This window comes from Klebsiella sp. CN_Kp088 (assembly GCF_040064335.1).
GTDB classification, from domain to species: domain Bacteria; phylum Pseudomonadota; class Gammaproteobacteria; order Enterobacterales; family Enterobacteriaceae; genus Klebsiella; species Klebsiella aerogenes.
This window is the reverse complement of the sequence record NZ_JBEAIQ010000021.1, coordinates 76,812-102,607: the sequence shown is the minus strand read 5'-3', so window position 1 is coordinate 102,607 and position 25,796 is coordinate 76,812. Positions and strand designations below refer to the sequence as shown.

Genomic DNA, 25,796 nt, shown 5'->3' with positions numbered 1-25,796 from the left:
AGCGTAAGAAAATTACAAATTTAGCCTGGCATAAGCACCAGACTATCAACTGAGGAGAATGACATGGCGGTAACGCAAACGGCCCAGGCATGCGATCTGGTCATTTTCGGCGCGAAAGGTGACCTCGCGCGCCGTAAACTGTTGCCTTCCCTGTATCAGCTTGAAAAAGCTGGCCAGATAAACCCTGAAACCCGCATCATCGGCGTCGGTCGCGCTGATTGGGATAAAGACGCTTACACCAAAGTTGTGCGTGAAGCGTTAGAAACCTTCATGAAAGAGAAAATCGACGAAGGTTTATGGGATACCCTGAGCGGTCGTCTGGACTTCTGTAATCTTGATGTCAACGATACCAGCGGTTTTACGCGTCTGGGCGATATGCTGGATCAGGAAAACCGCGTCACCATTAACTACTTCGCGATGCCGCCAAGCACGTTCGGCGCTATCTGCAAAGGCCTGGGCGAAGCGAAGCTGAATGCCAAGCCCGCGCGGGTGGTGATGGAAAAACCGCTCGGTACCTCGCTGGAAACCTCCCGGGAAATTAATGACCAGGTGGGCGAGTATTTCGAAGAGTGCCAGGTTTACCGTATCGACCATTATCTGGGTAAAGAGACGGTACTGAACCTGTTGGCCTTGCGCTTTGCTAACTCCCTGTTTGTTAATAACTGGGACTGCCGCACCATTGACCACGTTGAAATCACCGTGGCGGAAGAAGTGGGTATTGAAGGCCGCTGGGGTTATTTCGATCAAGCCGGGCAGATGCGCGACATGATCCAGAACCATCTGCTGCAGATCCTGTGCATGATCGCCATGTCGCCGCCGTCCGATTTGACTGCCGACAGCATCCGCGATGAAAAAGTGAAAGTGCTGAAATCGCTGCGCCGTATCGATCGCTCAAACGTGCGTGAGAAAACCGTCCGCGGTCAGTACACCGCCGGGTTTGCGCAAGGTAAAAAAGTACCGGGTTATCTGGAAGAAGAGGGCGCTAACAAATCCAGTAATACGGAGACCTTTGTGGCCATCCGCGTGGATATCGATAACTGGCGCTGGGCTGGGGTGCCGTTCTACCTGCGTACCGGTAAACGCCTGCCGACGAAATGTTCCGAAGTGGTGGTTTACTTCAAAACTCCGGAACTGAACCTGTTTAAAGAGACCTGGCAGGAGCTGCCGCAGAATAAATTGACCATTCGTCTGCAGCCGGATGAAGGTGTGGATATTCAGGTGCTTAATAAAGTTCCAGGCCTCGATCACAAGCATAATCTGCAGATCACCAAGCTGGATCTGAGCTACTCCGAGACCTTCAATCAGACGCACTTAGCGGATGCTTACGAACGCCTGCTGTTGGAAACCATGCGCGGTATCCAGGCGCTGTTCGTGCGTCGCGATGAAGTGGAAGAAGCGTGGAAGTGGGTTGACTCCATTACCGGTGCATGGGCGGCCGACGGCGACGCGCCGAAACCTTACCAGGCAGGTACCTGGGGACCGGTGGCGTCGGTGGCGATGATCACCCGCGATGGCCGTTCCTGGAACGAATTCGAGTAAGACTAGCGTTAATCCGGGAGAGTTATTTTACCGGTAACATGATCTGGCGCAGTCTGGCGCATAATTTTTAATCTTTTAAGCCCCGGGAGGATTCACCCCCGGGGCTTTTTTTATTACACTGCCTGTAGACATTTTGCCCCTGAGCCCCAGTGGTGGTGCCATTTACACCATTTTTCGTCGTCATCGCGCGGTGGCCGGACAGATAAATTTTGAGGAGCCTCTATGAATTCGACAATGTTACGGGTAACAAATCGCATTATCGAACGGTCACGCGAAACCCGCTCAGCCTACCTCGCACGAATTAATCAAGCCAAAAGCGATACCGTCCATCGTTCGCAGTTGGCCTGCGGTAACCTGGCGCACGGTTTTGCCGCCTGTCAGGCAGATGATAAAGCGTCGCTGAAGAGCATGTTGCGCAACAACATCGCTATTATCACCTCCTATAACGATATGTTGTCCGCTCACCAGCCTTATGAACATTATCCGGATATCATCCGTAAAGCCTTGCACTCCGCCAATGCGGTAGGGCAAGTGGCTGGTGGCGTGCCGGCAATGTGTGACGGCGTGACGCAGGGCCAGGATGGCATGGAGCTGTCGCTGCTGAGCCGCGAAGTGATTGCCATGTCTGCCGCCATCGGCCTGTCGCACAATATGTTCGACGGCGCGTTGTATCTTGGCGTATGCGATAAAATTGTTCCCGGACTGACCATGGCGGCGCTCTCCTTCGGCCATCTGCCGTCGGTGTTTATTCCGTCTGGTCCGATGGCCAGCGGCCTGCCGAACAAAGAAAAAGTGCGCATTCGTCAGCTGTACGCCGAAGGTAAAGTTGACCGTATGGCGCTGCTTGAATCCGAAGCCGCCTCTTATCATGCCCCGGGCACCTGTACCTTCTACGGTACCGCCAACACCAACCAGATGGTGGTTGAGTTTATGGGCATGCAGCTGCCAGGTTCCTCGTTTGTTCATCCGGACGCCCCGTTGCGCGAAGCGCTGACCAGCGCCGCAGCTCGTCAGGTGACGCGCATGACCGGCAACGGCAATGAGTGGATGCCGCTGGGTAAAATGATTGACGAAAAAGTGGTGGTCAACGGTATCGTTGCGCTGCTGGCGACCGGCGGCTCCACCAACCATACGATGCACCTGGTGGCGATGGCGCGCGCGGCGGGCATTATCATTAACTGGGATGATTTCTCCGATCTTTCTGATGTGGTGCCGCTGCTGGCGCGTCTGTATCCAAACGGTCCGGCGGACATTAACCACTTCCAGGCGGCAGGCGGGGTGCCGGTACTGGTGCGCGAGCTGCTGAAAGGCGGGTTGCTGCATGAAGATGTCAATACCGTCGCCGGCTTCGGCTTGTCGCGTTACACCATGGAACCCTGGCTGAATAACGGCGAGCTGGACTGGCGTGAAGGGGCGACCGCGCCGCTTGACGATCAGGTCATCGCTACCTTCGAGAAACCATTCTCCCGCCATGGCGGTACCAAAGTGCTGAGCGGTAACCTCGGTCGTGCGGTCATGAAGACCTCCGCGGTGCCGGTTGAGAACCAGATTATCGAAGCGCCAGCGGTCGTCTTTGAGAGCCAGCACGACGTACTGCCGGCGTTTGAAGCGGGGCTGCTGGATAAAGATTGCGTAGTCGTTGTACGCCATCAGGGGCCGAAAGCGAACGGCATGCCAGAATTACATAAACTTATGCCGCCACTTGGTGTATTATTGGACCGCCGTTTCAAAATTGCGCTGGTCACCGATGGCCGACTTTCCGGCGCATCAGGCAAGGTACCGTCAGCCATCCATGTTACTCCTGAAGCCTACGATGGCGGGCTGCTGGCGAAAGTGCGCGATGGCGACATGATTCGCGTTAACGGGCAGACCGGCGAGTTGACCCTGCTGGTAGATGAAGCTGAACTGGCCGCACGCCAGCCGCATATTCCTGACCTGAGCAGCTCGCGGGTCGGAACCGGCCGCGAGATGTTCGGCGCGCTGCGCGAGAAGCTCTCCGGAGCCGAGCAGGGCGCAACCTGCATTACTTTTTAAGACGATTCGATTTGTAGATCTGGCGAGAGAAAACTCTGATGAAAAACTGGAAAACAACTGCAGAAGCAATCCTGACTAACGGCCCGGTCGTACCGGTTATCGTGGTGAAAAAGCTGGAACACGCGGTGCCGATGGCGAAAGCGCTGGTTGCCGGTGGTGTACGCGTTCTGGAAGTTACGCTGCGCACCGAGTGCGCGCTGGAAGCTATCCGCGCTATCGCCAAAGAAGTGCCGGAGGCGATTGTCGGCGCCGGTACCGTGACCAACGTTGAGCAGCTGAAAGCCGTTACTGAAGCAGGCGCGCAGTTCGCTATCAGCCCGGGCCTGACCGAATCCCTGCTGAAAGCGGCGACCGGCGAAGGCACCATCCCGCTGATCCCGGGTATTAGCACCGTATCCGAGCTGATGCTGGGCATGCAGTATGGCCTGAAAGAGTTCAAATTCTTCCCGGCGGAAGCGAACGGCGGCGTGAAAGCGTTGCAGGCGATTGCCGGTCCATTCGGCCACATTCGTTTTTGCCCGACCGGCGGCATCTCTCCGGCGAATTACCGCGACTATCTGGCGCTGAACAGCGTGCTGTGCATCGGCGGCTCCTGGCTGGTTCCGGCCGACGCGCTGGAAAACGGCGACTACGATCGCATCACCAAACTGGCCCGCGAAGCGGTAGAAGGCGCGAAATAATTTCTGCGCCTGTAATGACAGAAGCCCGGCACGTGTGAGCGACCGGGCTTTTTTTATCCCTTCACAACGACCGCGGCGGCAGCGGTTTTGGCGCGGCCGATGGCTTCATCGACGTTGTCAGCAACCGCCAGGGTTACGCCCAGGCGACGCGCGCCGGCGATTTCCGGTTTACCGAACAGACGCAACTGCAGACCCGCGCCGACGGCGGCCTGTAGATTGCTAAAGGTCACGTTCTCACTGGTTAGCTGCGGTAAAATCACCGCCGATGCTGCTGGGCCATACTGGCGGATGGCGCCGATCGGCAGGCCGAGGAAGGCGCGAACGTGCAGGGCGAATTCCGAAAGATCCTGCGAGATCAGAGTGACCATACCGGTATCGTGCGGGCGAGGGGAGACTTCACTGAAGATCACCTCATCGCCGCAAACGAACAATTCAACGCCGAACAGTCCATATCCCCCCAGCGCCAGCACCACTTTGCGGGCGATCTCCTGCGCGCGTTGCAGCGCGAGATCGCTCATCTGCTGCGGCTGCCAGGATTCACGGTAGTCGCCATCTTCCTGACGATGGCCTACCGGGGCGCAAAAGTGGACGCCGTCGACGGCGCTGACGGTGAGCAGCGTAATTTCAAAATCAAAATTTACCACCCCTTCGACGATGACGCGTCCGGCGCCTGCTCGCCCGCCTTGTTGGGCGTATTGCCAGGCGGCGCTGAGCTGGTCAGCCGAGCGGATAAAGCTCTGGCCTTTACCGGAGGAGCTCATCACCGGCTTAATGATACAAGGCAAACCAATTTCGTCGACGGCAGCGCGGAACCCCTCCTCACTGTCGGCAAAACGATAGGCAGAGGTGGGAATTTGCAGCTCTTCGGCCGCGAGGCGGCGAATGCCTTCGCGATTCATGGTGAGTTTTGCGGCTCTCGCCGTCGGCACTACTTTTTGCCCGGCCTGCTCCAGCTCAACAAGCGTGTCGGTGGCAATGGCTTCGATCTCCGGCACGATATAATCCGGCTTTTCTAAGGCGATCAGTTCACGCAGCGCGTCGCCGTGCAGCATATTGATGACGTGCGAACGATGGGCCACCTGCATCGCCGGCGCATCGGGATAGCGGTCGACGGCGATGGTTTCAATACCCAACCGCTGGCACTCAATGGCGACTTCTTTTCCGAGCTCGCCGGAACCTAACAACATTACCTTCGTGGCCGCGGGGCGCAGCGCGGTGCCTAATAAAGTCATAACCTACTCTCAGCGTAAACAGAACATGGCGCGCATTATAAACGAAAACGTTTGCGTCTGTCTTTACACGCGTAAGTTGAGAACAGCGGCGAAATTTGATATACTGTATATAAATACAGTATAAAGAGGCTGCACAATGGCGGTTGAAATCAAATACGTCGTGATCCGTGAAGGTGAGGAAAAAATGTCTTTTGCCAGCAAAAAAGAGGCCGATGCTTACGACAAAATGCTCGATTTGGCAGAGGTGCTCAATGACTGGCTGGTCACGTGCCCGCTGGAATTGGATGAAGCTCAGCGTGACAATATGTCGATGTGGCTGGCCGAGCGCAAAGACGCCTTACACCACATTCTGAAGTCAGGGAAATTGCCGGAAGCAGAAGAGCATGCTGAGGCGGCGGCAGAAATGCCGGAGTCTGCGCCTACAGAGGATGAAGCTCAGCCTGGTGCCGCCGAAGAAGGCGCCGCGAAAAAGCCGCGCAAAGCAAAGGCCGCCTGATAACCGGCGAAGCGGAAATTTTCGCATCTTTAGCCAGTCATAACATTTCCTGACGTCTCGTCGTTTAGGCTGATGGCATTGCATCTCGCGCTATGAGGAATGTTATGGCTAACTGGCTTAATCAACTCCAGTCCCTGCTGGGCCAGCAGGGCAATCCCGTCTCCGCTGAAAAATCTTCATCCGCTAAAAACCTGCTGCCCGGCGCCTTGGGCGGCCTTGCTGGCTTGTTGGTCGCCAGCAAATCATCGCGTAAGCTGCTGGCGAAATATGGCACCGGCGCGCTGCTGGTTGGCGGTGGCGCGGTGGCCGGCAGCGTGCTGTGGAATAAGTATCAGCAAAAAATGCGCGGCCAGCAGGCAGATGTCGCGACACAGACATCAACAGCGTCTACCCAGGAACCGGTTGTGCTCGATGCGCGCAGCGAGCGGCTGATTACCGCGTTAGTCTTCGCCGCCAAAAGCGACGGTCATATTGACGAGCGTGAACGTCAGCATATAGAAGAGCAGTTGCGAGCGGCGAACATCGACGTGCAGGGCCGGGTGTTGATCGACAGGGTTTTAACCCAGCCGCTCGACCCGCAACGGCTGGCGCAAAGCGTGCGCGATGGGCAAGAAGCGCTGGAAATTTACTACCTCAGCTGCGCGGTAATTGATATCGACCATTTTATGGAGCGCAGCTACCTGGATGCGCTCGGTGACGCGCTTAAACTGCCTGAAGATGTCCGCGAAGAGATAGAACGCGATGTTCAGGCGCAAAAGCAGGCGCTTGATTCTTAAAAGAGAGCGTTCCGCTTGCATCGCTGGCCACTTTTGCCACCCTTATAGACACGACATCGTTCAGGGCGCACGATGCCCTGAGTGATTTTGTGATTCCATAATAAGACGCAGAAGAATAACGCATGCTACCGAAAGCTAAACGGATCCCCCACGCCATGACGCTACATGGCGACACTCGCATCGATAATTACTACTGGCTGCGCGATGACGAACGCGCGCGCCCGGAAGTGCTGGACTATCTCCATCAGGAAAATGACTACGGTAAAAAGGTGATGGACTCGCAAAGCAGCCTGCAGGAGCGGGTGCTGAAGGAAATCATCGATCGCATTCCGCAGCGGGAGGTCTCCGCTCCCTATAGCAAAAATGGCTACCGCTATCGCCAGGTTTATGAACCGGGCTGTGAATATGCGATCTACCAACGTCAGTCAGTGCTCAAAGAAGAGTGGGATGAATGGGAGATTTTGCTTGATGCCAACCAACGGGCGGCGAAAAGCGAATTTTACACCCTCGGCGGATTAGGCGTCGCGCCGAACAACCAACTGATGGCGGTGGCGGAAGATTACCTTTCACGACGTCAGTATGGCTTACGTTTTAAGGATCTGAGCAGCGGCGAATGGTCGGCGGAGATCCTGGAAAACGTCACGCCAGGATTCGCCTGGAGCAATGACTCGCGCTTCTTGTGGTACGTGCGCAAACACCCGACGACGCTGCTGCCGTATCAGGTCTGGCGACATGCCGTTGGTACCACCGCAGATAACGATGTCCTGGTCTACGAAGAGAAAGACGACACGTTTTATGTCAGCGTGCATAAGACCACCTCCCAGCAGTTTGTGGTGATTTACCTTGCCAGCGCCACTACCAGCGAAGTGTTATTACTTAACCCGGAGCTTCCCGATGCGGAGCCGGTGTGTTTTTTGCCACGACGCAAGGATCATGAATATAGCCTCGATCATTATCAGCACGCGTTTTATCTGCGTTCTAATCGCGAGGGTAAAAACTTCGGGCTTTACCGCACCGTGCTCCGCGACGAAGACCAGTGGCAGACGCTGATCCCGGCGCGTCCTGATGTGATGCTCGAAGGTTTTACTATATTCACCGACTGGCTGGTGGTCGAGGAGCGTCAGCGGGGCTTGACCAGCCTGCGGCAGATCAACCGTAAAACGCGGGAAGTGGTTGGCATTGCCTTTGACGATCCCGCTTACGTCACCTGGCTTGCCTATAATCCCGAACCGGAAACATCAAGGCTGCGCTACGGTTATTCATCGATGACCACCCCGGATACGCTATTTGAGCTGGATATGGATACCGGCGAGCGGCGGGTTATCAAGCAACAGGAAGTGCAGGGCTTTGACGCCGCCTGTTATCGCAGCGAACACCTGTGGGTGAAAGCGCGTGACGGCGTGGAGGTGCCGGTATCGCTGGTTTATCACCGCGAACACTTTCGCAAAGGGGCCAACCCGTTACTGGTGTACGGCTATGGCTCTTACGGCGCCAGCATGGACGCTGATTTTAGCGCCAGCCGTTTGAGCCTGCTGGATCGAGGTTTTGTCTTTGCAATAGCCCATATTCGCGGCGGCGGCGAACTTGGACAGCAGTGGTATGAAGACGGCAAATTCCTCAACAAGAAGAATACCTTTAACGATTATCTGGACGTCTGCGATGCGCTGCTGGCGCAGGGATATGGCGACCCTAAATTATGTTATGGCATGGGCGGCAGCGCCGGCGGCATGTTGATGGGCGTGGCGATTAACCAACGACCGGATTTGTTCCACGGCGTGGTGGCGCAGGTGCCGTTTGTTGACGTACTGACCACCATGCTCGACGAATCTATTCCGCTCACGACCGGTGAGTTTGAGGAGTGGGGGAATCCGCAGGACGAAACCTATTATCACTATATGAAGAGCTATAGCCCCTATGATGGCGTCTCAGCCCAGGCTTATCCGCATATGTTAGTGACCACCGGGCTGCATGATTCGCAGGTGCAATATTGGGAGCCCGCGAAGTGGGTGGCGAAGCTACGCGAGCTGAAAACCGACGACAATCTGCTGCTGTTATGTACCGATATGGATTCCGGACATGGCGGTAAGTCGGGACGGTTTAAAAGCTACGAGGGCGTGGCATTGGAGTACGCCTTTTTAATCGCCCTCGCGCAAGGGACTTTGCCCGGCAAGGTGGAAGTGTAGCGTTATTCGCCGAGATAATGTTTGAGGGTCAGACGCAGTTCCGGGCTCATCCGGTCCAGGTTATTGAACAGCCAACGTAAATAACCTGGATCGTTTTCCGCCACTTCCGACACCGCTTTGCCGCGATATTTGCCGAAGGTAAAGGTAGTCAGCAGCGCCGGGCGGCCGGTTATGTCGGCCATTTCATCCGGCGACCAGCCGGAAACCTGCATGATATCCAACAGTAGGGCGGCGGTGATATAGCAGTCGTACAGCGCGCGGTGGTGATGCAAACCCGGCGGTGTGGCTACGCTCAGCTTGCGCGACTTATACAACCCCATATTGCTGTACTTAATCCCCGGCCACAGGCGGCGCGCCAGCTTCATAGTACAAATCCACTCGCCGTTCATTTCCGGTAATACCCGGCGATCAAAGCTGGCGTTATGGGCGACATACCATGGGCTGCCCTGGTAGTGCGGCACGATTTCTTCAATCCAGGGCTTATCGGCCACCATCTCTTCAGTGATGCGATGGATTGCCATTGCCTGCGGGCTGATTGGGCGGTCAGGGCGCACCAGATGACTCATGGGATTGGTTATCCGGCCGTCGATGATATCGACGGAGGCAATTTCAACAATGCCGCCCTGCAAACCGCAGGTTTCGGTATCGATTACGCGCAGCATGGCTTACTCCTCGCCAAAAACCCCAGCGTAATAGAATGTGCGGCGGTTGCCAATGGGGGGATCCTCAAGGAATGAGCAATCATTTCGCTTTCGGTTCATACGGCAGGCGGGAAAGTGACACGGATGCCAGACGGTGCGCGATCAATCGTTCACGAAACCAGTCGCGCAGGTGAGCCGGTTGCTCTCGCTCGACGAGATCGGCAACGACGGGCATATTGTAGCGTTCTTTAAAGGCGACGCCGGCCGCTGCGAGGTCAACGTTGACCTTGTCCATTTCATCTTGCGAAATTTTTGCCAGATTATTTGCCATCAGTACCTCCTTCATTACGGCGCAAAAGTTACTAAGCGTGACGCTGAAAGGCAAGTCCCGGATGCTTAGCTCGACTCTGCTATTATACAGGGTTATTCTCTGTCCAACATACATAACAAAAAGGAATGATGTTTATGCGAACCATCGCCGGACGCGCGCTAAGTGCCGCCGTATTTCTCAGCGCTATGTTAACCACCGCCAGCGCTTTTGCTCATGCTCATCTGCAACAACAAATCCCGGCGGCCGATTCGACGGTCTCCGTTTCGCCGCAGGCGCTTACGTTAACGTTTAGTGAAGGCGTCGAGCTCTCCTTCAGCGGCGTGACCCTCAACGGCCCGCAGAATAAACCTGTCGCTACCGGCAAACTGGCCCGCAGCGACGGTAATAAAGCGCAATTAACGCTGCCGCTGAATGAACCGCTGGCGGCGGGCGAGTACACCGTAGAGTGGCATGTGGTCTCCGTTGACGGCCATAAGACCAAAGGGCAATACCACTTCAGCGTGAAGTAATCCATGCTGTCGGGAGTGTATGTCGGCCTGCGGTTTGTCCACTTCATCTCATTGATGACAGCCTTCGGTTGCGCGCTGTACGGCGCATGGTGGGCGCCAGTCTCGCTGCGTCGCCTGTTGATGCAGCGCTTTTATCCACTGCTGCGCTACCTGCTAATGATTAGCGCTATTTCAGCTACCTTGATGCTGATGGCGCAGGGCGGGTTGATGGGCGATGGCTGGAATGATGTCTGGCAACCCACAATCTGGCGCGCTGTTATCGGGACGCAGTTTGGCGGCGTTTGGCTGTGGCAGGTGGTGCTGGCGTGGATTGCGCTGGCGGTCGCGTGGATCAAACCCCGTCGCCCGGCGCGTCTATTGTTACTGCTATTTTGCGCGCAGTTGTTGTTGATGGCTGGCGTGGGGCATGCGGCGATGCATGATGGTTGGGTTGGCGCATTACAGCGCACCAATCACGCGTTACATCTGTTTTGCGTCTCGGCATGGGCCGGCGGGCTGTTGCCATTTGTCTACTGTCTGCGACTGGCGCGCGGGCGCTGGCGTCAGGTAGCGATAACCGCCATGATGCGTTTTTCACACTATGGGCATCTGGCCGTGGCTGGCGCGATTGCCAGCGGGATTGGCAATACGCTGTTGATACAGGGACAGCTGATTGGCGACTCACCGTGGGGAACGGTGTTGTTGTTCAAATGTGCGCTGGTCGCCGGGATGGTAGCAATTGCGCTGGTGAACAGGTATGTTCTGGTACCGCGAATGTCAGGTAACGGCTCGTGGGCGGAACGAACTATTTTACGCACTACACAGCTGGAAATGGCGCTTGCCGCGCTGGCAATACTTGCTGTCAGCCTGTTCGCGACCTGGCAACCTAATTGAATTAACTGGCTAAATGATGAAAAAAATCGTTCTGACAATGTTATTACTGGCAAGCTCAGGCGCCGCGCTGGCGGCGCCGCAGGTGATTACCGTGAGCCGTTTTGAAGTGGGTAAGGACAACTGGGCGTTCACCCGTGAAGAAGTCATGTTAACCTGCCGCCCGGGTAATGCGCTGTACGCCATCAACCCGAGCACCCTGGTGCAGTATCCGCTGAATGATGTCGCCGAGCAGGAAGTGAAGGCCGGCAAGACCAGCGCTCAGCCGATTTCTGTCATCCAGGCCGACGACCCGCAGCATCCGGGACAAAAAATGAGCCTGGCGCCATTTATCGAACGTGCGCAAAAACTCTGCTGATAATTACCTATATCACTTTGTTTTAAAGATAAAAAACCGCCGGCGTCTGGTAAGAAAACGCGGCGGTTTTTTGTTGGCGCAACGGATTTTGTCAGCAATTTTTCAACCGCTTTTGTCGCGGACTGGAAAACCTGTCACAGTCAACTATTCTTATAAGGCAAGGCGACTTAGCCTGCATTAATGCCAACTTTTAGCGCACGGCTCTCTCCCAAGAGCCATTTCCCTGGACCGAATACAGGAATCGTGTTCGGTCTCTTTTTATCTATTATTCAGCGAGTTATACACATCCATCGTTAATGCTCATCCGGCTGAACGCTGAGCTTTTTCCCTTATATCACAACAAAGTTATTCTTAACATTCCCTTTACAAAAAAACGTGACAATATAATCAATAGCTCACGGTAACCAATACCGTATCACTGTACACGCCAGCAGGTTGATTGCTCTGTGAGGCGTTCACCCGAGCTTTGAAGTTTGTTTGCTGTGCGTTGCCATTTCCCACCAGGCTGACATCTGCTGTTGGCGTCCAGGCGCTACCGTCGGTTTTATAAAGCTGATATTGCAGGTAATAATTTGTCGAATTAATCGTTTGGCTCATTTGCCGCCAACTGCCGTTAAGGGCGTTGATGCTGGAAAGATTAATGCTGTATGCCGCATTCTGCGTGCAGCGGATAGTTAACTGCCCGCTGACCTCGCTAAAAGCGGCTACCAGAGCCGCTGTGGAGAAGGCGACATCGGGCGCGTCATCAATATAGCAATAGTTAGTCACGTTCATAGTTATAAGAACTTGTGAAGTTAACGTGCCATCGTCCGGTACGCAGATCCCCAGCGCGCCTATCAGGCAATAGTGATATTTCCATTCAATGGTCAAGGTGTCGTTATAGGTTCCCGCAGGGATATTACTTCCTGCTATTGTCTGGAAATAAAGCGGAATGGTTCCGTCACTGGTATTAAATAAGCCTAATAGATCAACCAACGCGTTAATGGTCCAGGGGATTGCACCATCAATTTGATACGACGGGTTACAGCCGGCATCTTTACAAACTCGATAGGGGATCCAGGCGTTGTTAGCGCTGCTATAAAGTCGAGGGATTTTGCCACTTTTATTTGCCGAATCTTTGAGCGTTGCGGTAATGGTGCTGGTTGAAAAAAGCGATAGTATGTTGGTACAGCTAAAGCCTGCACCGGCGCTTACCCCCTGCGGAGTTGCCGCCACATCAAACGATCTCACTGAGCCAAAATTAGGCGAGCTAGGCTTAATCTTGCAATCTGCGTGTATCAAGCCGCTGTAGCCTGAAATAACGAGTAATGAACATAACCAAAGAATCGCTTTCAAAGTCATCTCCGTTCATTCTTAGCCACAGCTTAGTGGGCCGATACGTTGTGGCACCGGCGTAGATTCCGGCAGCGTGAATAAAGCCCGGCATTCGCCGTTAGCTGTGTGAATAACTAATTGGTTTTGCTGGTTTAGATGGGTAAACCACACCAGACCGTCATAACCGACCACGCCAGACTGCTGGCTGGTAAGTTCCTCAACGGCCGTTCCCAGCGGCAAAGGATGACCCGTTTTATCAACCAAAGTTATCGAGGCCGAACGCACGCGTGTAACCGGGAAATCAACCAGCGCACCGCTGGCTTCCCGCACCGCAATGCGTTTCTCGACGACTTTAGCCTCAACGTCGGTTGGCAGCGGCAGAGTGTCGAGGGTCACTTTGCCCGGATACCAGGCGGCGGCCCACGGGATCAGCAGGTGCCCGCTATCGTCGGTAGTGCCGACTTTTCGATTTTCATAATTGACCGCGACGTCCGGATAGCCGGCGGTCGAGACGACGATAAATGAATCGCTGATTCGTCGCGCGAAGAACAGGCTGCTATCCATCATTACCACCGAGCCTGCTGCTTCAAACCAGCCCTGATTATCATGCTGCGAACCGTAATAACCGCCGCTCAAGGTTGAAACATCATTCACCCAGGTCAGATCCGCCTGGCTGTAGCGATCTCCACTGATGGAGTGGGCTAAATTCCAGCCGAAACCGCCTTCCGCAGGGGCGGAACGATTGTAGGCGACGTTTTGCCCCCACTCGCCGGAGCTGGCGCGCTGGCTGCTTAACTGCAGTGAACCGAAACTGTCGAAGGGAATGGTTATCTGCATCATGCTGGAGTAGGTGTCTGCCTGCAAATCGCGGTTGATGCTCAGGTTAAAGCTGCTGTTCCGCCACAGGCTGCGGCTCCAGGAAAAGTTCATCAGTCGGGTGCGGCTGTTGTCCTGGGCCTGGATATCGAAATATCCGAGGCTAAATGCGCCAAGCACTTTTCCCCATGGGCTGAGACTTAATGTCGCCTGGTCTGACTGACGGCTGAGGGTTGTCGTTGAGCGATAGCTGGAGAGATTGGCGAAATTCTCGCTGCGTTGAATATGCTGATAGTTAATTCCCCAGATATTGCCGTAGTACGAATAGCCCGCGGAATACTGGTTGCCCTGCTTATCACCCTGGCTCGCACTGGCAGACAGGCTCAAGGTGCCAATCGTGCCAATAGTGATGTCGCTGCCGATACCGCCGTTGGTTAATCCTTGCCGGTCTTCAGTATGCGTTGACACCGTTAGCCAGTTAGTTAAGCCGTAGCGATAGATCGCGCTGACGGCGCCGGCACCGTAGTCGGCGTTTTTAGTGCCGTAATTATTACGCAACGCGCCGAGGGTAAAATCGAAATCGCTGAGCCCCTGGCGTAGCAGAGTGTTGGAGACGTAAAAAGGCACGCTAGTGGAGACCTGGCGGCCAAGCGCATCGGTCGTGACGATAGTCGCTTCGCCGGCGCCGCTGATGTAGGGTACGTTGGTGAGAGTATAAGGGCCGCCGTTAATTTGTGTTGAGCTGGCTTTGTAGCCGTTGATAAAGAGATCGACACTGGAGGGGACCGCCGCGCTACCGGAAAGATTGAGCAAAGGGTAGGTGATCAGGTCAGGGCGTACCGCAAAGTTACGGCTGAGACGAATACCGCCAACACGTACTGAACTACTCCAGGTTAAAGCATTACTTACCACATCCCCCGCCTGATAGCTGAGCAGACTTTCCGGGTCGCTATATTTCCACAGCGAATCGTAGCGAATATAGCCTTGTTGGCTATCGTCGTGACGAGATGACCAGTTCTGTCTGATCACCGCATTGTTTGAAAACACCCCGGCTGGGCCGAAAAGGCGAAATTCCGTCGAGGTGCTGGTGGTTCGCTCGCCGCCAGTAGAAGCCAGGCTATAGGAATCGTAGTTAAACAACAGCCCAGGGGTACTGATCGCCTGCAGATACTCCTGCTCGCGACTATTACCAATATGTTGCTCCGGCAGCCAATTATCCGGAACGGTTAATTTCAGCATTTGCCCGGGCTGGTCGTAAACGACCTTGACCTCCGCTATCTCTCCTACGTCAACCAGCGTTTTGCCGTCGGGAACAGGGATCCACATCTGCTTGAGTACCGCAGCGGAGATCCAATAACGATCATTAATCACTTTCACCGGCACGGTACCCACAGGCGTGTTGCCGTTGACGGAAATACCGAGATACAGCACGTACTCCTGCTGTGTGCCTGGCGTGGCCGCAGGTGCGGGTAACGAATCATAGGTAGCCGCCCAGGCCGTTGCCGAAGCAATAGCCAGCAGACCACCGGTTCCGATGAGAAGCCTCATGGTTAACGCGCTGCCGGAATTTCCACCGCCTGACTATTATCAGTCAATTTCGCAAACAGGCGCATCCCGGATGCGTTCGCCGCGCGGCCTGATGTCGGGAAACAGACGCGACGTTTAGCCAGCACATACCCCAGTAAACCCTGAGTTTGTTCGACCTGCGGCTTTCCTGCTGATATTGACCAGTAGACATTACTCAACCTGGCGTGTTGATTCCCGGCATTGTTAATACACAGATTCTGACCGCTAAGCGACCAGCTTAGCGCGGTTCGTATTGGTTCGACGCTGCTTTCCAGCTTCAGCGGTTGCGCGCCTTGCCCGTAGATAAACAAAGGCAGTACATAGCGCATGCGCATATTCAGGCCGGCGGAACTCTTGTCAGTCTGTTTTGTCGGCTGCGCTGCGGGAATTTCATCAATCACGATTCGATATGATTTTTCCTGGCCGCTGGCGACCGGAGACACACGCATCAGGCGAATAAGTTGACGTTGTCCTGGCTGAACATTGGCGAACGGGGGGCTGGAGACCACATCGTTTTGATCGGCATAAAGATCTTTAGATTCTTTTTGATCCCAACCGAAAATGCGTAGTTGTAAATTTATCGCCGTCGCGCCGCGGTTTTCCAGCCACAGTTCAGAACCTTTATCGCTGGCGCTGATGGTTTGAAAAATAGGCCACACCAGCACCGAGCTGGCGCCCCAGGCGTTAAGACTTATTGATGAACCCAGCAAAACAACAATACAACGATGAATCATATTCAACCTGTCTTATTTTAATAGGTCAGCGTGACCGTAACGGTATCAGTGTATGAACCTTGCGCCGGGAAGCCATTCGTGGCAAAAAGGCGGCCATAAACCGTATAAGTTTGTGTCGTGTTGGGGAATGAGGCGACGCTGTAGGCTTGAGCGCCAGTCCCCCAAACGGTAGAGCGGTTAGCATCCTGAAAAAGCTGGTAAGCCAGCGTACTGCCGGTGGCGTTGGACATATAGCGTTGAGCCGCAGAGCCGCCGTTGACGCCATAGTCAAGCGCCAGCGAGATCGCCATCCCCGGCGTACACGCGACAACGATAGAGCCCGCGCCAGCGGAGCTGGCGACATCAACATTGCTATAAAGCGATGACATGGAGCCAAAATTTAAGGTGCCAAAATCAGCGCCAGGGGTCCCTGTTCCGTTGCCAAGCAGGCAGCCGGTCGTGATCTGCGCGGTCACTTTGAAGGTTTTCTGCGCACTGTCAGCCCAGACGGCTGTGGTCGAAAAAAAGAATATGAGTAGCCAAATTGCGCGCAACATGACATCCGTTTCTCCACAGCGTTACCAGGTTAATGTTGCAGTGACCACGTCCTGGTAGAAACCCTCAGCAGGGGCGGTTACGCCGCCTTGATCTGCCGGCAACACCCGGGCATAAATCGGGATTTCCTGAGCGCTACCCGTCCCCGTGATACCGATACCGGCACTGGTAAATTCAGCCTGACGGGTGCTATTTGAGTAAAGCCGGTAGGCAATTTGATCGCCGTCGGCGCTTTGCATTTGGCGCAGTCCGGTTGTCCCTACATGCTGACCGTTATTCAATGTCAGCGTTGCGGGAAGGTTATTGCTACAGATGATTGAGACCGCGCTGGCGCCGCCGCTGCCAATCAGATTGCTATCTATGGCGTTAACCAAATCGCTATAGGTGCCGAAATCAATGGTACCCCAGCTGTTTACCCCGCTTGCGCTGGAACCATTGGTGACGGTACAGCCCGAGCCGATAGTCAACTGCACCCCGACCTGACCCGTTAATGTACCGGTGGTTAGCCCAGCTGCAGCGACCCATGGCGCCTGAACGAGAAGCGCTGTTGTGATAAAGATACCAGGCAAAGTGCGCGAAAAAGTGTGGACGTTCATGATGAACCTCTGGATTGAAAGCCGCTAAGTAAAACCCTGTTTTTGTGAAGATGAGATTAATCCCATTAATCAACATATAATCGCTGTCTGGAAAAATGCTTATTTTTTTATATTTGTCTGTTTTATTGTTATTATTGGTGTTTTGAGCTGGTTTCTTGTTTTTGTATGGTTTTAACTTCTTGTTTATGATTGTTTTTCTGTGGTTTGTTCTGAATTTTATGAATAGCAGAAAGGAGGGCTTAGTATAATTTTTGCAATTGTCGTGTTAGCGCATATTTTTGGCGAAATGCCAGGGAAGAAGTTAGTAGGGGGGAGAGTAAAAAAACAACAGAAAGAAGACACCTGCACGCAACCAGACCCATAGTGCAGGTGAAAGGTGGGTCTACATCGGAAGCCGCTAGTATACATATTTGTATGATAAATAAAATAAGGCAATGATGGAATGCTATACTATTAATGCGGTTTACGTGTTGAGCGATGGAGTTATTCTGGGGTGATTAACGTTGGATAGAGTGAAGTTTCCAGATAGCTGACCAATACCCATATCTCGTCACTGAAAATAAACCACAGGGCACTGCCTAAAATAAGCAGGATAATCAGTAGCAGGAAAATTTCAGTTTTACTCATGGTGTCAATGGCCAACTTAAACCGATTATCAACAGGCCACGATATTAACCAAAGTATCTGCAAATGAAAACGCCGTTATTTAAAACGGCGAAATTTTTTCGTAATAAGAGATGAATATTTATTTTACGCGTAGCAGATTAGCCACCTGTACGGCCATATCATCCATTAACTGGAAACGGCGGCGATATTCGGCGCGTTTTTTGCTGGCGATACTTTCCAGCGATTTCCTTTCCAGCTTCAGCGGCAAGCGCCAGCGGTAACTATCGTTACGCACACCTTCAATTGATTGCCAGAACTCATCGTAGCTGGCATGGAAGTGCCGACCTTTGCTCAAACGATAGCGCAGAGCGCGGAATACGTGGCCATTATCGCTGACGGCGTAAATAGCCTGGATATTGCTTTGGCCGGCCAACAGCCAGATGAATTCCAGCAGCAGACGTTTGGGGAACAGGCCGTAGCAGGCGCGGGTCGCGTGTTTAATTGCGTCATGAGAGACATTGCGGCGCGGTCCCTGCAGGCCGCCGATGACCAGTTGCCACTCTCCTTGATGGTGAATCACACTAAACGTAGCGCTGGCTAACAGTTGCTGCTGGCTATCGCGAAGCCAAAGAGTCGTTTCACCTTCTCGTTCGGCTTTGCCGGCTGACGAGGCAAAGAGCGTGAAGGCCGCATCATCTTTCGCGGACAGGGTCAGTAACGGTCGTTCTGACGGCGATATCATGGCCGTTGCCAATCGGTTCTCGCCCAGCGAGTCGACGTACTGATAGTGGCTAATGATAGCCTGGGAACGCTGACGGGCGTTAAGGTCGCGCACTAAATACTGGCGATGTACTTTACCTGGCAGCGTAGCCTGCGCCGCCAGCAGTTGGCGGAAATCACCACGCGCAGAAAGGGTGTCCAGCATCTCGCGGGTCGGCTGATAGAACAGCGCCGTACGCAGCAAAAATTTAAGCCGATAGTTGCGCTTTTGCCAGATAGGCGCGGGCGTGATACGCCCCATTACCAGATCGGCAATCAAATTTGAGCGTTGCTGAAGTGTGCATGATGAATGCAGGCTATTGTCCGTCACGATGTCATACCTCGTCATTATTTTATCTTTATTCTACGGATGTCGCGGGACAAGCTTAATGGCTCGCCAGACTATATTTACGCCTTGTTTAACGTTGATTGACGTATGAATTAACGACCTCGCCTTCAGTAATATTTTGTATAATTAGCTGAGGGGGTGAAATATGTATCAGCGATTGGCAGGTAGCACCTGGCGTAATATTTGGCTGGTGGGCGATCTACATGGTTGTTTTGCTTTATTAATGTCTCACCTGCGCCAGCTAAAATTTGACCCCTGGCAGGATCTTCTTATTTCTGTTGGTGATTTGATTGACCGTGGGCCGCAAAGCGTGGAATGCCTGGGTCTGCTCGGTTACCGGTGGTTCAGAGCGGTGCGTGGTAACCATGAGCAGATGGCGCTTGATGCGCGGGCGAGCGGGGAGATGGCGCTGTGGACGTTGAACGGTGGCGACTGGTATCAAACGGCCTCACAAGAACAGAAACGGTTGGCTGATTTGTTGTTTATCCGCTGTCTGGAATTGCCGCTAATCATTGAACTGCGCTGCCAGGATGATACCACCCACGTGATTGCCCATGCCGACTATCCAGCCAGCGTCTACCGTTGGCAGTTGCCCGTGGCGGAGCATCAGGTACTCTGGAGCCGCCAGCGTTTGACCGATCATCTGGCGGGGCGGCACGGTGAGATCGCCGGGGCCGATCACTTTTGGTTTGGCCATACGCCGCTTAAACATCGTTACGATAGCGATAACCAACATTACATTGATACCGGCGCGGTATTTGGCGGCGAGTTAACGCTGGTGCAACTGCAGTCGGCTGTTTAAAAGTCGCTATATTCCGTCGCTGGACGCCAGAAGCCGTCGATAAAATCTTCTACCGGGAAACAACCGCCCTGGCGAATTCGCTGATCGTCCATCGCGACGAGGCATTGTCGCTCGCTATTGTAAACATCAACCACGATGTCTTCGCACCCGCCGTCCAGATAGCAAATGAATAATACTAAGGCGAACATCCAGCCCTCATAAGCGAATAAACATAAGGTAAGTGTAGGGGAAGTTAGCGCAGCGGGGGAGGGATATAAATAACCCGTCTCAGGCGACGGGTTCATTTGAGTCAGGCAAGGCGCATGACCCAGGCATCGGATTGGCGATCGTAATGTTTACGGTAGAGTACAGAATGTTCGCCATTGAGAATGGCGGGAACGCTGGTCTCGGCATCCCAGGCGTCCAGTTGCATGCATAAGTCAGGATCGGATTTACAAGGAATGCTTAACGTTCGCTCACCCTGTGATTCGCCGTGCAGCTCGGCGTCGTCGATTTCAAACGCGCCGATTCGTACGTTAGTTTTACTCATCATTCACCCCGTTTGTCTGCTGAGTTGTGGTACGACCAGTTAGGCCGTCATTTTTCAGCGTAGACAACGGGGAGTAAATCGCCAGTCAAAAAGTGCGCTTTTTAGCGCGCGATCACGACTTTCCGGCGAAGAGTTTGCCGTCGCGCACCAGTTCGCGGGGATAACTATTTTTCAGACGTGACCCTATGCGTTTAGCGAGCCCTAATGGCATTCCCTGGAAAGTGACGATGACATCGTCCTGCTGCGGCGGCGCTTCGGGATAGACATCGCGTCCACGGTACCACTCCTCCGCTTCCGTTAAGGTGAGCTCAAAAGGAGCCTCTGGCGTGGCCAGTGAGATCACCGCTTCATGTTGCCAGCGGTAGCCTTTGTTATGTGTTTCAGCGAGACGAATCCCAATGCGAGAAAAACGAACCCTGCCGATTAACGCTTCCAGTTCTTGCGGGAACAGCCAGATTTCTTTATCGCGTTGCCATAAACGAAGATGCTCTGGCCATTGCAGGCCAACAGCATTAGCGGCGGCGGCGACAGCGGCGGCTTCCCGGCCCTTCATCGGTGCGAAGGGGAACTTGCCTACTTTATAGCCAGGCGCAGGCAGCGGATCGATAGAGGCGGTTTTACGCAGGCGGGCAACGAAAAAACCCTCACAATCAAAAATCTGCGGGAATACGTGCAGGAAACCTTCGTCGGTGAGCGCTTCGCGAGCCTGCGGGAAGAGTGAATCCAGCGTCAGGACTTCAACCGCCTGCGGGTAGGTTTGCAGCAGCCAGTTAACCACTTCCTCGTTTTCTTCACGGTTCAGCGTACAGGTGGAGTAGACGAGGGTGCCGCCAGGACGCAGAGCATGAAAGGCGCTGTCAATGAGCTCACGTTGGGTGGCGGCAATCTCCTGATTACTTTCCGGCGACCAGTTTTTCAGCGCGTCGGGATCTTTACGCACTACTCCTTCGCCCGAGCAGGGGGCGTCGAGCAAAATGGCATCAAAGCATTCGGGCAGCGCGGCGCCGAAGACGCGCCCGTCGAAGTGGGTGAGGGCAACGTTATTAATGCCGCAGCGGCTGATATTGGCGTGCAGCACTTTCACCCGGCTGGCAGAAAATTCGTTGGCCAGGATCGCTCCGTGGTTGCCCATCCGGGCGGCTATCTGTGTGGTCTTGGAACCCGGCGCAGCGGCGACGTCCATCACTCGCTCGGGCATTTCACCATCGGCGAACAGCGCCGCCACCGGCAGCATCGAGCTCGCTTCCTGAATATAAAATAGTCCGCTCAGATGCTCGGCGGTGCTGCCCAGCGGTAGCACATCGTCATCATCACGCTCGATCCAGAAACCCTCGGCACACCACGGAACCGGCGTTAACTGCCAGCCGTAAGGGGCGACCAGTTGCAGAAAATCCGCGACCGTTATCTTCAACGTATTGACGCGAATGCTGCGGCGCAGCGGACGCTGGCAGGCGGCGATAAAGTCATCGAAAGAGAGATGCGTTGGCATAGCCGCACGCATTTGAGCGAGGAAGGGTTCCGGAAGATAGACAGCGTTTTGAGCCACGAGCAGCGCACCACAAGAAAAAAGGGTGCGCAGTTTATCATAAACGCCCCGGCGCGGGACACCGGGGCGTTTATGAGGCATTGGGAATTAATTAGGCAGTGCCGTTCCCCAATCGCGCCACTCTTTCGGCTCGCTTTCCAGCAGCAGGAAGTGTTTGCCATCCTGCGCTTTTGGCGCCAGTGGCGTTCCCGGCGGGGTGGCAAAGGCGATACCGCCGCGGATAAACTGGTTAAAGGTACCCGTCTTCACCACTCCGCCAATCAGGCCGAAGTCGAGGCTATAGCCGGAAGCCAGCCAGAACACCGAGTTATTACGCACTAAGTACTGGTAGCGCTTACTGATACGCAGCTTAACCATTACGCGGTCGGACATCGAGCCCAGCGTCAGCCCGGTCACGGTACCCACTTCCAGGCCGCGGAACAGCACCGGCGTACCAATATCAAGCGAACCGGCTTCCGGCACTTCGACGATAATACTCAGGCCGTCGATGTAGCGCGAATCGGTGATGGTGGTGTCCTGAATCTCGAAGTCGCGGCGCGGCGAACCACGTCCAGGTTCAACGTTGATATATGACTGGAAGATCGTGTCCAGATGTTCAACGCCGGCGGCAGAGATCTGCGGCGTAATCACCGAGAAGCGGGTACCGGCACGGGCAAAGGTGCCGACATATTCCGGATAAAGCACCGCTTTCGCCTGAACTTCATTTTTTGCCGTAATCAACTCCAGCGACTGGATCTGGCCGATGTCGATACCGAGGTAGCGAATCGGCATGCCCGCCGCCATTTTACCGGCATCGAAAGCGTGCAGCGTGATCTGGCCACCCACCGCGCGGGCGGCGGTTTCGGAGGCGTACAGGACACGCTTATTGTTCAAGCGCGCGTTGGCGCTGCTGCCGTTGAGGTTATCAAAGCTGATCGCGCCTTTCAGCGCGCGCGCCAGCGGCGACGCCTGCACGGTTAGCCCATTACCGTCGAGTTTTACCTTCGCGCCGCCTTCGGCCCAGAAGACGCTGTTATTGGTCAGCAGGTGGCGATATTCCGGTTTGATATGCAGATCGATATCGAAAGCATTACTACGAGGTTTCACCGAGATGATCTCACCGACGGCGAATTTGCGATACAACACCACGGAGCCTGCCTGCACATCGGGCAGCGTTTCCGCGGAAAGGCTCAGCGTGGTGGTCGGGATTTCACTGAGGCTATTTTCCTGCGCTTTTTCCAGGTTGGCATACAGCGGATAGCGACTCTGCATTTCCCCTTTTTCGCCGGGGATGATGCGGATCCCGCCATCGACCCATTCGCTGGCGCTGGCGCCAAGCACCTGCACGCCATCCAGCCCAACTTTCACATCAAGGCGGCTGTTGACGACAAATTTGCTATCGCCGCGTACCAGATTGCGATACTCCGGCGCAATGGCGACCTGGAAAGTGACACCCTCTGCGGTTAGCTTGCGTTCCAGCACCTGGCCGACTTTAACGCCGTGCAGCATCAGCGGTTGGCCGGCGGAAACGCCATAGCTTTCCGGCGCCGATAAAGTAACGGTGGCGACGTTCGGTTCTTCCAGTAGCGCTTTATCGGCTGGCATCACCATAAAGTGATTGCGCGGCTCGCCGTCACCAGGGACCAGTTCAAAAGTATTGCCGGTGAGCAGGGCGCTAACGCTTGGGTTATCCAGTGAGATTTTCGGCTTCTTCATTTGAATCAGCGTCTTATCCCGAAGCAGGGTGACCACACTCGGGTCGACGGTCATCTCACCGGTAACTTTACCGCCGGGATTGAGATTGAGTTTGGTTAACTGTCCCACTTCCAGCCCCTGGTACATCAGCGGCGTAGAACCTGCTTTCAACCCATCGCCGTCGGGTAGCTCCAACGTCACCAGCACCCCGCGCTGGCTATGCGCCAGATCTTCGTACAGATTGTACTCGTCGTTTTGCGCCGCCGCTTTGGAGTCGTCAGGCGAGTCAAAGGCGATGGCGCCGTTAACTAACGCGGAGAGGTTTTCCAACTGGACTTTGGCGCCGCTCAGGCTGACGTCGGCTTTAATCCCGGAGACGTTCCAGAACCGGCTGCCTTTTTTCACCAGATTGGTGAAGCGACGTTCGATTAATACATCAATCGTCACCCCCTGATTGTTGGCGTTGAGCGTGTAGTCATACACCCGGCCAACCGGGATTTTACGGAAATAGACCAGCGATCCGCTGTTCAGCGAACCGAGATCCGGCGCCTGCAGATGAATCATCAGTTCGCCGTTGTTGATGCGGTATTTCGGCTGAGTATCCAGAGCGACGAAATGATCTTCCGGTTCGCCTTTGCCCGGCATCATACCGATATAGTTACCGCCGACCAGCGCATCCAGCCCGGAAACGCCGGCCAGAGAGGCTTTTGGCGTCACCAGCCAGAACTGGGTATCTTTGCGCAGCGCGTCTTTCATATCGCTCTTCACGCTGGCGGAAACTTCAATCTTGCTGAGGTCCTTACTCAAAGAGATATCCTGTACCGTACCAACCTCTACCCCTTGATAGCGGATAGGGGTACGTCCCGGAACAATCCCGTTTGCGGACTGGAAATCGATGGTAATCGTCGTTCCCCGACCTTCAAAGCTGGTCCAGATGAGCCATCCGGCAATCATCAGCGCGATGACCGGCAACAGCCAGAATGGCGAGATACGGCGTTTGGTTTTTATTTTGGCTTCAGTCGGCGAAGCGGGCGTTTCCTGACTCATGAGCGTCCCAAAGTAAGCGGCTGTCCAGCCATTCAACTGCAAGGATAGTTAAAATCACCGCGCCGCCGAAATAGACCGCCGCCGGCCCCATGGTAAAGGCCAGGAGCTGATCGCGGTTTATCAACGACATGGTTAATGAGATAACAAACAGATCCAACATCGACCAGCGGCCGATCCAGGTAATCAGCCGCAGCAGCAGGATACGCGTACGTAGCCCCTGTTCGCACTTGAATTGTATGCTGACCAGCAGGGTAAATAACACTATAACTTTGGTGAATGGTACCAAAATACTGGCGATGAACACTACGCCGGCGATTGCGATGTTGCTGTTGGCGAGTGAAATGATCCCCGAAAGAATCGTATCTTCCTGGCGCGCGCCATTGACGTAGATTATCGAAATCGGCAGCAGGTTGGCCGGCAGCAGGAAAACCAGCGACGCAATCAAAGCCGCCCAACTGCGCTGCAGGCTTTGCGGCCGGCGATGATGCAGTGAGGTATGGCACCGGCGGCAGCGGCCGCGGGAGTCGCGATAACCGGTATAGTGACAGCCGGTGCAAACCTGAAGATTGGTGTCGTAGCGCATGGCCGGACGTTCGGGATAAAAACGCTCCCACAACTCTTCAACGTTCATGTGGATGAGCGTCAGGATGCTGAGTAGGGTCAGCGCGATAAAGGCGATCAGGCCGATGCCGGGCTGCAGGAAAGCATAGTCCTGGACCTTAATGGAGGCGACGCCGATACCGACCAGATAAATGTCCAGCATCACCCACTCTTTCAGTTTGCCGAGCATCAGCAGCACCGGACGTAGGTTCATCCCCAGCACGTTGCCAAGCCAAAGGTAGGCGATGGAGACCACCAGCAGGACGGGCGCAACCACCGCGCAGAAGAGCACCATCGCAGCGGTAATGGGATCGCCCTGGTTGGTCATCTGCCAGATCCCCTGCAGGACGTTGGCGTCAATGCGCACGCCGAGCAGATGCAAACGCAGTAGCGGCTCGCTCCAGGCGAACGGCATCAGCAACATCATTGTAAACGCCATACTGGCGAGCCGGGAAAGGGACCAATCGCGGCCGTCGCGTACCTTCGCATTGCACCGCGGACACCAGGCGCATTGATTTCTTTTCACAACCGGTATGCGGAACAGCATGTCGCACTGCGTACAGCGCTGATAGTGCGCATGCGGCGTTGGCGAACTGACCGAATGAACGGTAATCTTCTTCGTCGGCGTGATTGAGGGTGTTTTTATCAGCATTTATTACGTTCGGGAATGAATGT

Annotated in this window: 25 protein-coding genes; 10 read left to right on the top strand and 15 right to left on the bottom strand. The window is 54.6% G+C overall.

Translation table 11 applies throughout. From position 1 onward, the window contains the following. The first annotated feature begins 63 nt into the window (after positions 1-63). The 3 genes from zwf (at position 64) to ABLV08_RS11100 (ending at position 4,253) form a co-directional block, all read left to right on the top strand. Complete coding sequence (gene zwf, locus ABLV08_RS11110) at positions 64-1,539, top strand: glucose-6-phosphate dehydrogenase (RefSeq protein ID WP_015365999.1); 1,476 nt, start codon at positions 64-66, stop codon at positions 1,537-1,539. Between the two features lie 222 nt (positions 1,540-1,761). After that, positions 1,762-3,573, top strand: coding sequence for a phosphogluconate dehydratase (edd, locus tag ABLV08_RS11105; protein ID WP_015366000.1), 1,812 nt, complete (start codon positions 1,762-1,764; stop codon positions 3,571-3,573). A gap of 38 nt (positions 3,574-3,611) precedes the next feature. Next, complete coding sequence (locus ABLV08_RS11100; protein ID WP_015366001.1) at positions 3,612-4,253, top strand: bifunctional 4-hydroxy-2-oxoglutarate aldolase/2-dehydro-3-deoxy-phosphogluconate aldolase; 642 nt, start codon at positions 3,612-3,614, stop codon at positions 4,251-4,253. A 53-nt stretch (positions 4,254-4,306) separates the two neighbouring features. On the opposite strand, the gene purT is transcribed toward ABLV08_RS11100, so the two are convergent. Continuing rightward, complete coding sequence (purT, locus tag ABLV08_RS11095; RefSeq protein ID WP_262853232.1) at positions 4,307-5,485, bottom strand: formate-dependent phosphoribosylglycinamide formyltransferase; 1,179 nt, start codon at positions 5,483-5,485, stop codon at positions 4,307-4,309. A 136-nt stretch (positions 5,486-5,621) separates the two neighbouring features. On the opposite strand from purT, the gene ABLV08_RS11090 reads away from it, so the two are divergent. From ABLV08_RS11090 to ptrB, 3 genes are all read left to right on the top strand, one after another. After that, positions 5,622-5,981, top strand: coding sequence for a YebG family protein (locus ABLV08_RS11090; protein ID WP_015705951.1), 360 nt, complete (start codon positions 5,622-5,624; stop codon positions 5,979-5,981). Between the two features lie 104 nt (positions 5,982-6,085). Further along, complete coding sequence (locus ABLV08_RS11085; RefSeq protein WP_015366004.1) at positions 6,086-6,757, top strand: DUF533 domain-containing protein; 672 nt, start codon at positions 6,086-6,088, stop codon at positions 6,755-6,757. 122 nt (positions 6,758-6,879) lie between these two features. After that, entirely contained in the window at positions 6,880-8,940 is a 2,061-nt protein-coding gene (gene ptrB, locus ABLV08_RS11080) for an oligopeptidase B (protein ID WP_046883145.1), read from the top strand. A gap of 2 nt (positions 8,941-8,942) precedes the next feature. On the opposite strand, the gene exoX is transcribed toward ptrB, so the two are convergent. Beyond that, complete coding sequence (gene exoX / locus ABLV08_RS11075) at positions 8,943-9,602, bottom strand: exodeoxyribonuclease X (RefSeq protein ID WP_015366006.1); 660 nt, start codon at positions 9,600-9,602, stop codon at positions 8,943-8,945. Between the two features lie 79 nt (positions 9,603-9,681). Beyond that, positions 9,682-9,912: a DNA polymerase III subunit theta gene (locus ABLV08_RS11070; RefSeq protein ID WP_015366007.1), complete on the bottom strand. Its 231-nt coding sequence runs from the start codon at positions 9,910-9,912 to the stop codon at positions 9,682-9,684. A 134-nt stretch (positions 9,913-10,046) separates the two neighbouring features. Between ABLV08_RS11070 and yobA the strand changes: the two genes are divergently transcribed. Genes yobA through ABLV08_RS11055 form a run of 3 tightly spaced genes read left to right on the top strand, consistent with a single transcriptional unit; the run spans position 10,047 to position 11,649 of the window. Then, on the top strand, positions 10,047-10,421 hold the full coding sequence (gene yobA / locus ABLV08_RS11065) for a CopC domain-containing protein YobA (protein ID WP_015366008.1): 375 nt from the start codon (positions 10,047-10,049) through the stop codon (positions 10,419-10,421). A gap of 3 nt (positions 10,422-10,424) precedes the next feature. After that, on the top strand, positions 10,425-11,294 hold the full coding sequence (copD, locus tag ABLV08_RS11060) for a copper homeostasis membrane protein CopD (protein ID WP_042893412.1): 870 nt from the start codon (positions 10,425-10,427) through the stop codon (positions 11,292-11,294). A 13-nt stretch (positions 11,295-11,307) separates the two neighbouring features. Beyond that, positions 11,308-11,649, top strand: coding sequence for a YebY family protein (locus tag ABLV08_RS11055; RefSeq protein ID WP_015705946.1), 342 nt, complete (start codon positions 11,308-11,310; stop codon positions 11,647-11,649). 387 nt (positions 11,650-12,036) lie between these two features. On the opposite strand, the gene ABLV08_RS11050 is transcribed toward ABLV08_RS11055, so the two are convergent. The 7 genes from ABLV08_RS11050 to ABLV08_RS11020 all read right to left on the bottom strand — a co-directional run bounded on the left by ABLV08_RS11050 (position 12,037) and on the right by ABLV08_RS11020 (position 18,923). Continuing rightward, positions 12,037-12,990, bottom strand: a complete 954-nt coding sequence (locus ABLV08_RS11050; RefSeq protein WP_100279670.1) for a spore coat U domain-containing protein — start codon at positions 12,988-12,990, stop codon at positions 12,037-12,039. Positions 12,991-13,002: 12 nt separating this feature from the next. Then, positions 13,003-15,327 carry a fimbria/pilus outer membrane usher protein gene (locus tag ABLV08_RS11045; RefSeq protein WP_045360584.1) on the bottom strand — a complete coding sequence of 775 codons (2,325 nt, stop codon included), beginning with the start codon at positions 15,325-15,327 and terminating at the stop codon, positions 13,003-13,005. Between the two features lie 2 nt (positions 15,328-15,329). Beyond that, positions 15,330-16,079 (bottom strand): molecular chaperone, encoded by a 750-nt coding sequence (locus ABLV08_RS11040; protein ID WP_058675525.1) that lies wholly within the window; start codon positions 16,077-16,079, stop codon positions 15,330-15,332. A gap of 17 nt (positions 16,080-16,096) precedes the next feature. Further along, complete coding sequence (locus ABLV08_RS11035) at positions 16,097-16,615, bottom strand: spore coat U domain-containing protein (RefSeq protein WP_015366014.1); 519 nt, start codon at positions 16,613-16,615, stop codon at positions 16,097-16,099. 21 nt (positions 16,616-16,636) lie between these two features. After that, positions 16,637-17,209, bottom strand: a complete 573-nt coding sequence (locus ABLV08_RS11030) for a spore coat protein U domain-containing protein (protein ID WP_015705943.1) — start codon at positions 17,207-17,209, stop codon at positions 16,637-16,639. A 483-nt stretch (positions 17,210-17,692) separates the two neighbouring features. Beyond that, positions 17,693-17,836 (bottom strand): Ecr family regulatory small membrane protein, encoded by a 144-nt coding sequence (locus ABLV08_RS11025; RefSeq protein WP_015366016.1) that lies wholly within the window; start codon positions 17,834-17,836, stop codon positions 17,693-17,695. A 118-nt stretch (positions 17,837-17,954) separates the two neighbouring features. Continuing rightward, positions 17,955-18,923: a VirK/YbjX family protein gene (locus ABLV08_RS11020; protein WP_162198566.1), complete on the bottom strand. Its 969-nt coding sequence runs from the start codon at positions 18,921-18,923 to the stop codon at positions 17,955-17,957. Positions 18,924-19,068: 145 nt separating this feature from the next. Between ABLV08_RS11020 and pphA the strand changes: the two genes are divergently transcribed. Next, positions 19,069-19,725, top strand: a complete 657-nt coding sequence (pphA, locus tag ABLV08_RS11015; RefSeq protein ID WP_015366019.1) for a protein-serine/threonine phosphatase — start codon at positions 19,069-19,071, stop codon at positions 19,723-19,725. Here pphA and ABLV08_RS11010 read toward each other — a convergent pair. From ABLV08_RS11010 to yebS, 5 genes are all read right to left on the bottom strand, one after another. After that, the gene (locus ABLV08_RS11010) at positions 19,722-19,913 is read right to left on the bottom strand and encodes a YebW family protein (protein ID WP_015366020.1); all 192 of its coding nucleotides are present in this window, start codon (positions 19,911-19,913) and stop codon (positions 19,722-19,724) included. The genes pphA and ABLV08_RS11010 overlap by 4 nt on opposite strands. Before the next feature lie 101 nt (positions 19,914-20,014). Next, positions 20,015-20,254, bottom strand: coding sequence for a YebV family protein (locus tag ABLV08_RS11005; RefSeq protein ID WP_015705939.1), 240 nt, complete (start codon positions 20,252-20,254; stop codon positions 20,015-20,017). 112 nt (positions 20,255-20,366) lie between these two features. Then, on the bottom strand, positions 20,367-21,800 hold the full coding sequence (gene rsmF / locus ABLV08_RS11000; RefSeq protein ID WP_072058496.1) for a 16S rRNA (cytosine(1407)-C(5))-methyltransferase RsmF: 1,434 nt from the start codon (positions 21,798-21,800) through the stop codon (positions 20,367-20,369). An 87-nt stretch (positions 21,801-21,887) separates the two neighbouring features. After that, on the bottom strand, positions 21,888-24,521 hold the full coding sequence (locus ABLV08_RS10995) for a PqiB family protein (protein WP_015366023.1): 2,634 nt from the start codon (positions 24,519-24,521) through the stop codon (positions 21,888-21,890). Continuing rightward, positions 24,490-25,773 carry a membrane integrity lipid transport subunit YebS gene (gene yebS / locus ABLV08_RS10990; protein ID WP_015705937.1) on the bottom strand — a complete coding sequence of 428 codons (1,284 nt, stop codon included), beginning with the start codon at positions 25,771-25,773 and terminating at the stop codon, positions 24,490-24,492. Before yebS ends, ABLV08_RS10995 begins: the two co-directional genes overlap by 32 nt. Positions 25,774-25,796 lie beyond the last annotated feature (23 nt).

Excerpts from the sequence above, each read along its gene's own strand:
- ABLV08_RS11090 (WP_015705951.1), top strand. The coding sequence starts at position 5,622 with ATGGCGGTTGAAATCAAATACGTCGTGATCCGTGAAGGTGAGGAAAAA.
- yobA (WP_015366008.1), top strand. The coding sequence starts at position 10,047 with ATGCGAACCATCGCCGGACGCGCGCTAAGTGCCGCCGTATTTCTCAGC.
- ABLV08_RS10995 (WP_015366023.1), bottom strand. The coding sequence starts at position 24,521 with ATGAGTCAGGAAACGCCCGCTTCGCCGACTGAAGCCAAAATAAAAACC.
- edd (WP_015366000.1), top strand. The coding sequence starts at position 1,762 with ATGAATTCGACAATGTTACGGGTAACAAATCGCATTATCGAACGGTCA.
- ABLV08_RS11040 (WP_058675525.1), bottom strand. The coding sequence starts at position 16,079 with ATGATTCATCGTTGTATTGTTGTTTTGCTGGGTTCATCAATAAGTCTT.
- ABLV08_RS11070 (WP_015366007.1), bottom strand. The coding sequence starts at position 9,912 with ATGGCAAATAATCTGGCAAAAATTTCGCAAGATGAAATGGACAAGGTC.
- ABLV08_RS11025 (WP_015366016.1), bottom strand. The coding sequence starts at position 17,836 with ATGAGTAAAACTGAAATTTTCCTGCTACTGATTATCCTGCTTATTTTA.
- ABLV08_RS11020 (WP_162198566.1), bottom strand. The coding sequence starts at position 18,923 with ATGACGAGGTATGACATCGTGACGGACAATAGCCTGCATTCATCATGC.
- ABLV08_RS11050 (WP_100279670.1), bottom strand. The coding sequence starts at position 12,990 with ATGACTTTGAAAGCGATTCTTTGGTTATGTTCATTACTCGTTATTTCA.
- pphA (WP_015366019.1), top strand. The coding sequence starts at position 19,069 with ATGTATCAGCGATTGGCAGGTAGCACCTGGCGTAATATTTGGCTGGTG.
- ABLV08_RS11030 (WP_015705943.1), bottom strand. The coding sequence starts at position 17,209 with ATGAACGTCCACACTTTTTCGCGCACTTTGCCTGGTATCTTTATCACA.
- zwf (WP_015365999.1), top strand. The coding sequence starts at position 64 with ATGGCGGTAACGCAAACGGCCCAGGCATGCGATCTGGTCATTTTCGGC.
- ABLV08_RS11035 (WP_015366014.1), bottom strand. The coding sequence starts at position 16,615 with ATGTTGCGCGCAATTTGGCTACTCATATTCTTTTTTTCGACCACAGCC.
- yebS (WP_015705937.1), bottom strand. The coding sequence starts at position 25,773 with ATGCTGATAAAAACACCCTCAATCACGCCGACGAAGAAGATTACCGTT.
- ABLV08_RS11010 (WP_015366020.1), bottom strand. The coding sequence starts at position 19,913 with ATGTTCGCCTTAGTATTATTCATTTGCTATCTGGACGGCGGGTGCGAA.
- ABLV08_RS11045 (WP_045360584.1), bottom strand. The coding sequence starts at position 15,327 with ATGAGGCTTCTCATCGGAACCGGTGGTCTGCTGGCTATTGCTTCGGCA.
- ABLV08_RS11100 (WP_015366001.1), top strand. The coding sequence starts at position 3,612 with ATGAAAAACTGGAAAACAACTGCAGAAGCAATCCTGACTAACGGCCCG.
- ABLV08_RS11005 (WP_015705939.1), bottom strand. The coding sequence starts at position 20,254 with ATGAGTAAAACTAACGTACGAATCGGCGCGTTTGAAATCGACGACGCC.
- ABLV08_RS11055 (WP_015705946.1), top strand. The coding sequence starts at position 11,308 with ATGATGAAAAAAATCGTTCTGACAATGTTATTACTGGCAAGCTCAGGC.
- ptrB (WP_046883145.1), top strand. The coding sequence starts at position 6,880 with ATGCTACCGAAAGCTAAACGGATCCCCCACGCCATGACGCTACATGGC.
- purT (WP_262853232.1), bottom strand. The coding sequence starts at position 5,485 with ATGACTTTATTAGGCACCGCGCTGCGCCCCGCGGCCACGAAGGTAATG.
- copD (WP_042893412.1), top strand. The coding sequence starts at position 10,425 with ATGCTGTCGGGAGTGTATGTCGGCCTGCGGTTTGTCCACTTCATCTCA.
- exoX (WP_015366006.1), bottom strand. The coding sequence starts at position 9,602 with ATGCTGCGCGTAATCGATACCGAAACCTGCGGTTTGCAGGGCGGCATT.
- ABLV08_RS11085 (WP_015366004.1), top strand. The coding sequence starts at position 6,086 with ATGGCTAACTGGCTTAATCAACTCCAGTCCCTGCTGGGCCAGCAGGGC.